4 protein-coding genes are annotated in these 6755 nt (G+C 37.6%); all 4 read left to right on the top strand.

The features are described from left to right. Positions 1-1427 (top strand): sodium:solute symporter family protein (locus A9Q93_RS03050; RefSeq protein ID WP_303685908.1); only part of this gene is annotated, 1427 nt, incomplete at its 5' end. Positions 1428-1891: 464 nt separating this feature from the next. Continuing rightward, complete coding sequence (locus tag A9Q93_RS03045) at positions 1892-4579, top strand: ATP-binding protein (protein ID WP_303685907.1); 2688 nt, start codon at positions 1892-1894, stop codon at positions 4577-4579. Further along, positions 4576-4941, top strand: a complete 366-nt coding sequence (locus A9Q93_RS03040) for a response regulator transcription factor (protein WP_303685906.1) — start codon at positions 4576-4578, stop codon at positions 4939-4941. Before A9Q93_RS03045 ends, A9Q93_RS03040 begins: the two co-directional genes overlap by 4 nt. Before the next feature lie 2 nt (positions 4942-4943). Next, positions 4944-6755: AMP-binding protein (locus A9Q93_RS03035; protein WP_303685905.1), on the top strand; the 1812-nt coding region annotated here is incomplete at its 3' end.

Genomic DNA, 6755 nt, shown 5'->3' with positions numbered 1-6755 from the left:
TTTGTGCCTTATTGGTTTCATTTACTTATGTAGCTGGTCAAATGCGTGGTGTAGGACTGGTTTTCTCTAGATTCCTAGAAGTAGAAATCAACACTGGTGTAATTATAGGAATGATTATCGTTTTATTTTATGCCGTACTTGGCGGAATGAAAGGAATCACTTATACACAAGTAGCACAGTATTGTGTACTCATTTTTGCATTTACCGTTCCTGCGATATTTATTTCTATTCAAATGACAGGAAATCCTGTACCTCAACTAGGAATGGGAAGCACACTTGCCGATGGTTCTGGAACTTATTTACTTGATAAACTCGATGGCTTAAGTACAGATCTAGGTTTTGCCGCTTATACAGATGGATCTAAATCTATGATTGACGTATTTGCCATAACACTAGCTTTAATGGTAGGTACTGCAGGATTACCTCACGTGATTGTGAGATTCTTTACGGTAAAGCGTGTTAAAGATGCGCGTAAAAGTGCTGGATGGGCACTATTATTAATTGCAATTCTGTATACTATGGCTCCAGCGGTGGCAGTATTTGCCAAAACAAATATGATCGATAGTGCTGTAGGGAAATCTTATGCAGACCAGCCTGAATGGTTAAAGAATTATGAAGACATAGGTCTCATAGCTTGGACTGATAAGAATGGCGATGGTATCGTTCAATACGGTCCTGGTAATGCTTTTGAAGGCAATAAGAATAAGCCTATGTTTGATGAAAAAGTGCGCACTGCTTTAGGGAATCGCGCAACTACTAATGCGAGTATGACCACTGCAAACGAGTTATATGTAGACCGTGATATCATGGTGCTTGCAAACCCTGAAATAGCAAATTTACCAGATTGGGTGATTGCACTAGTCGCTGCTGGTGGACTTGCAGCAGCACTTTCTACAGCTGCTGGATTATTATTAGTGATCTCTTCTTCTGTTTCACATGATTTAATTAAGAAAGTAGTGAATCCTAATATTTCTGAGAAAGGTGAGTTAATCGCTGCACGTTTAAGTGCTGTAGGTGCTGTTTGTGTTGCTGGTTATTTTGGAATCAATCCACCAGGATTTGTGGCTGCGGTTGTGGCACTTGCTTTCGGACTTGCGGCAGCATCGTTCTTCCCTGCCATTATTCTTGGGATATTCTACAAGAGAATGAATAAAGAAGGAGCTATAGCAGGTATGGCAGTAGGTATTCTTACTATGCTCATTTATATGATGAAGTATCGACTAGGATGGTTTGATGAAGTTCTTCCTAGCAAAGAAGAATGGTGGTTTGGTATCTCACCAGAAGGTTTCGGTACGATCGCTATGCTCATTAACTTTGTGGTAAGTCTAGTAGTTTGTCACTTTACATCTCCACCACCACAAGACGTACAAGATATCGTTGAGAACATCCGTATACCAAGTGGTGCCGGAGAAGCAACTGGTCATTAAGTTTCCGCGTAGGTGGAAATCTAGCGAAATGGATATCTCAATAACGATGCAGTCTGAAAATTTTAAATGAGTAATCAGAATCCATAGATATCCATGATTTAATTCAGGCTGCACTTTCTCTAGAAGTGCAGTTTGTTTTTATCTAGCTTTCGCGAAAGCGATACAACTAAAGATTAATCATTAAATAGTATCTTGAGAGTCAATTTTAAGGATTAAAATTTTGAATAGAAGACTACCATCTTGAATTTTAAAAACCCATGCAGTCTAGCTGGAAATAAAAATGAAAAAAAGACACCAACAAAAACTTGTTATTCTATCTATAGGACTAGTAATTTTCTTGAATGTACCCATCATATTTATATTTAATAGTGAGTTCTCAATTTTAGGAGTACCAGTCTTATATGCATACATCTTTTTGGTGTGGTTGTTAAGTGTCATAATAACTTTTACAGTGATTAAAAAATATGCCTAGCTACGCCATCATATTAGTGATTGTAGGATACTTATCGCTCTTATTTGCGATGGGAATCTGGGCAGACCGTAGGTCAAAATCTAAATGGGTGCACAATCCATGGGTGTATGCTTTATCGCTTGCGGTGTATTGTAGTGCATGGACGTATTACGGTAGTGTAGGAATTGCAGCGACCAGTGGTGTAAGCTTTTTAACCACCTATTTAGGACCTGTGATCGCTTTGCCATTATGGATATTAATTTTAAAAAGAGTGGTTCTTATTTCAAAACAGTATCAAGTCGCCAGTATTGCCGATTTTATCTCGCTACGTTATGGAAATAACCGTTCTATAGGTGCGATAGTAACTATAATTTGTGTAGTTGCTGTTTTACCTTATATCGCTTTACAATTAAAAGCGGTTTCTGAAACTTTTGACATTTTATCAGAGAGTTCAAAAAGTACCAGCATTTTTACCGACAGTACTTTCTACATAGCGGTACTGCTTGCGGTATTCGTGGCGCTTTTTGGAACTCAAACTACTGATGCCTCTCGCAGGCGTAGTGGTTTAGTATTTACCGTTGCGGTAGAAAGCGTTCTGAAGCTGGTGTTCTTTTTAATCATAGGTGTCTATGTTACGTTTTATTTGTTTGATGGAACGACAGATATTTATGAACAGATCTCTGCTTTAGATGGTTTTGAAAAATTAGCCACTTTCTCAAATATGGAAGCCAGTATCAACTGGTATTTTATGATTGCCCTGTCGTTTTTTGCGATATTCTTACTACCTAGACAGTTTCAAGTTAGTGTAGTAGAAAACACCTCAACAAATCATTTGAAAAAAGCAAGTTGGGTATTCCCTTTGTACTTATTGCTCTTTAATGTATTTGTGATATTTATCGCATGGGCTGGGAAACTGATGCTTTCCAGTGATTTGAATCCAGATTATTATACGCTGTATTTACCTCTAGAACATGGTCACCGACTATTAGGATTAATGGTTTTCTTGGGTGGTTTATCGTCCGTGATTTCTATGGTAGTAGTAAGTGCTCTTGCATTAAGCACCATGATCAGTAATAACCTCATTATACCTTATGGATTTTTAAAAGTGCTTAATAAAAGTAACCCCAGTAGTAATGCTCGTAACATTAAAAACATACGTAGAGTTTCCATTTTTATTTTAATAATAGGCGCATACTTTTTCTATGTGAACTTTAATATTCAGTTGTCACTATTTAGTATAGGGTTAATTGCCTTTGTAATTATAGCTCAACTAGCACCAGCATTTTTTATAGGCTTGTTTTGGAATCGCGGTAGTGCAGCAGCTGCAAAAATGGGAATCCTTGCAGGATCTTTGGTCACCTTTTACACGCTAGCCTTACCCTTTATTAATGAGGTGTTTGTGGAAGGCAGCACCTTAGTAAGTAATGGGCCATTTGGGTTAGCACTATTAAAACCTTATCAGTTATTTGGATTAGACTTTATGCCGCCAGTAACCCATGCATTTTTTTGGTCGATGGTTTTTAATGTGATGTTCTATTTGATTTTCTCAGTGATCAAAAAAGGTAATTACAGAGAGCGTAATTATGCTGAACTTGTTGTTAACGCATCAAGTTATGGAGACTTACAAGAAAACGCCTTTGTATGGCGTGGAGAAGCTTATGTATCTGAAATAAGAAAAGCACTCACGAGATTCTTAGGAGAAAAACGTACCACAAGAGCTCTTAATATTTTTTACCGCAAGTATGATTTGAATCCACAAGAGGAGAAGGCAGACGCGCGGTTGGTCAACTTTTCAGAAAAACTACTTACTGGTTCCATAGGTGCAGCAAGTGCAAAACTTATGATAAGCAGCGTGGTTAAAGAACAACCAGTAACCTTACCAGAAGTACTTAAAATCTTAGAAGAAAGTAAAGAAACCATAACTGCAAATAAGCAACTACAACAACAATCCTACGATTTAAAGCGACTGTCTGATAATCTTAAAGAGGCAAACGAAGCGCTCGTAGAAAAAGACCGTCAGAAAGATGAGTTTCTCGATACGGTAGCACACGAGTTAAAAACTCCTACTGCATCTATAAGAGCTGCCAGTGAAATTCTAGCGGATGCTGATGACATGCCTAAAGAATTGAAGCAAAAATTTCTAGAAAACATAGTTAACGATGCTGATCGATTAGCGGTGTTAATTACTAATATTCTAGACCTTGAAAAACTATCTAGCGGTCGTGAGATCATGGATAAAAAAGAGCATTTATTGAAAAATACAGTTTCCAAAGCTGTAGACGGCATCTATCAACTCGCACTCAAGAAAGGTGTTCACATAGAAGTGAATGAGGTAGAAAATATAAGCATGTATTATGATGAAGACCGCATTCTACAAGTCTTCACCAACTTGCTTTCTAACAGTATCAAGTTTGTTCCTGAAGGCAATGGTGTTATCAAGATTAATGCAGTTAAAAATGATAAAAAGGTCATCATGTCTTTTGAAGATAATGGTAAAGGAATCCCGCCAGAAGACATGCAGTACATCTTTGAAAAGTTTTATCAGTCCAATGATCAGAACTTTAAAAAACCTATAGGGAGTGGTATGGGACTCGCCATAAGCCGTCATATTATAGAAAGTCATAATGGAACCATTACCGTAGATCCTAATTTTAAAAAAGGAGCCCGATTTATAGTAGAATTAAAAACAGCAGGAAAATGAAGAAGATTTTAATAGTAGATGATGAACCTAACATAGTGATGTCGCTGGAATATGCCTTTCAAAAACAAGGTTACCACGTGTTCATCGCTCGTGATGGAAGTGAGGCGCTGGTAATCATGGAACGCGAGCATCCAGATGTTGTAATTCTCGACGTGATGATGCCACAGGTAGATGGTTATGAAACGATTAAGATAATAAAGGAAAATCCCGCTTTCGCGAAAGCGAGAGTCATCTTCCTATCTGCAAAAAGCAAAGCAGCCGATATAGAAAAAGGTCTCAGCCTAGGTGCTGACCAGTATTTTACAAAACCATTTTCTGTAAAAAAGCTCATCGCTGCAGTGGATAATTTAATAAGAATATAGTTATGGATTATAAAACATTTTATCAAGAAAGCATCGATGCTCCAGAAGGTTTCTGGCAAGAGCAAAGCAATGCCATAGAATGGTTTCAAAAACCAAAAAATATCTTATCCAAAGATGCAAACGACTATTATCAATGGTTTCAAGACGGGAAAACTAATCTTAGTTATTTATGTATTGATAAACATATAAATGATGGGTATGGAGATCAAGATGCTATTATTTATGACAGTCCAGTCACGGGAATTAAAGAGGCAATTTCCTTTAAAGATTTACATCAAGAAGTTTCTAAACTCGCTGGTGGATTACAGTCTTTAGGATTAAAAAAAGGAGACACTTGTCTCATTTATATGCCTATGATACCACAGGCTATTTATGCCATGCTAGCTTGCGCAAGATTAGGTGTCATACATTCAGTGGTATTTGGTGGTTTTGCTCCTCATGAGCTTGCCATACGCATAGATGATTGCAAGCCTAAAGCTATTATTACAGCTTCTCACGGCGTAGAAATTAAACGTATCATACCCTATAAGCCTTTTGTAGATCAAGCAATTGCAGAATCAAATTATAAACCTCAAAATGTGATTCTTTATAATAGAGATAACGCACCATTGAGTGTTGTTAAATCTTATGATATTGATTACGCAGAACTTGTAAAAAAATCAAATCCTGTCGATCCTGTAGAATTGAACTCTACACATCCATCCTATATTTTATATACCTCTGGAACCACGGGAACACCTAAAGGAATCATAAGAGACACTGGAGGCTATGCTACCGCATTAAAGTTTTCTATGAAATATGTCTATGGAGTTGAAGAAGGAGAAAGATATTGGGCAGCAAGTGATGTAGGTTGGGTAGTAGGTCATAGTTACATTGTCTATGCGCCACTTATTAATCGCAATACAACTATTTTATTTGAAGGTAAGCCTATCAAAACTCCAGATGCCAGTACCTTCTGGAGAGTGATAAGTGAACATAAAGTAAGTGTTATGTTTACCGCACCTACCGCTATCAGAGCTATTAAGAAAGAAGATCCTCATGGAGATTTTATTAAAAAATATGATTTGTCTTCTTTAAAATACCAGTTCCTCGCTGGAGAACGTTGTGATGCTGCCACCTTAAAATGGACACAAGACCAGCTCAAAGTTCCAGTCATAGACCACTGGTGGCAAACAGAAAGCGGCTGGCCCATGCTAGCAAACATGGCTGGTGTAGAATTACTACCTATTAATCCTGGTAGTGCTGGAAAACCAGTTTGTGGTTATGATATTCAAGTTCTAGATGAAAACGGCAATCCAGCGGCAGCAAATACTGAAGGATTTATAGCTGTTAAATTACCATTACCTCCAGGAACTCTTCTCGATATTTGGGAGAATACACAGCGATTTAAAAAAGGTTATTTGGAACGTTTTCCAGGTTACTACTTTTCTGGTGATGGCGGTTATAAAGATGCAGATGGTTATGTTTTTATAACTGGTCGTGTGGATGACATTATAAATGTAGCTGGACACAGACTCTCCACTGCCGAAATGGAAGAAGTCGTTTCCAGTCATCAAGATGTTGCCGAATGCGCAGTTTTTGGAATCCATTGCGATTTAAAAGGGCAACAACCCTTAGGATTAATAGTCCTTAAGACAAATCATGTGCATCCATTGGGTGATATCCAGCAACAAATCTTACAAAAAGTGAGACATGAAATAGGTCCTGTCGCTTCATTTAAAAACGTTCTTGTGGTACAGCGACTTCCTAAAACACGCAGTGGTAAAACACTAAGAAAATTGCTGCGCAATATTGCTGATCAAAAAGAATTTAAA

Origin of the sequence: Nonlabens dokdonensis, assembly GCF_002162835.1 — a bacterium.
Taxonomy (GTDB): domain Bacteria; phylum Bacteroidota; class Bacteroidia; order Flavobacteriales; family Flavobacteriaceae; genus Nonlabens; species Nonlabens dokdonensis_B.
This window is presented reverse-complemented; position numbering and strand designations above follow the sequence as displayed.

Excerpts from the sequence above, each read along its gene's own strand:
- A9Q93_RS03040 (WP_303685906.1), top strand. The coding sequence starts at position 4,576 with ATGAAGAAGATTTTAATAGTAGATGATGAACCTAACATAGTGATGTCG.
- A9Q93_RS03045 (WP_303685907.1), top strand. The coding sequence starts at position 1,892 with ATGCCTAGCTACGCCATCATATTAGTGATTGTAGGATACTTATCGCTC.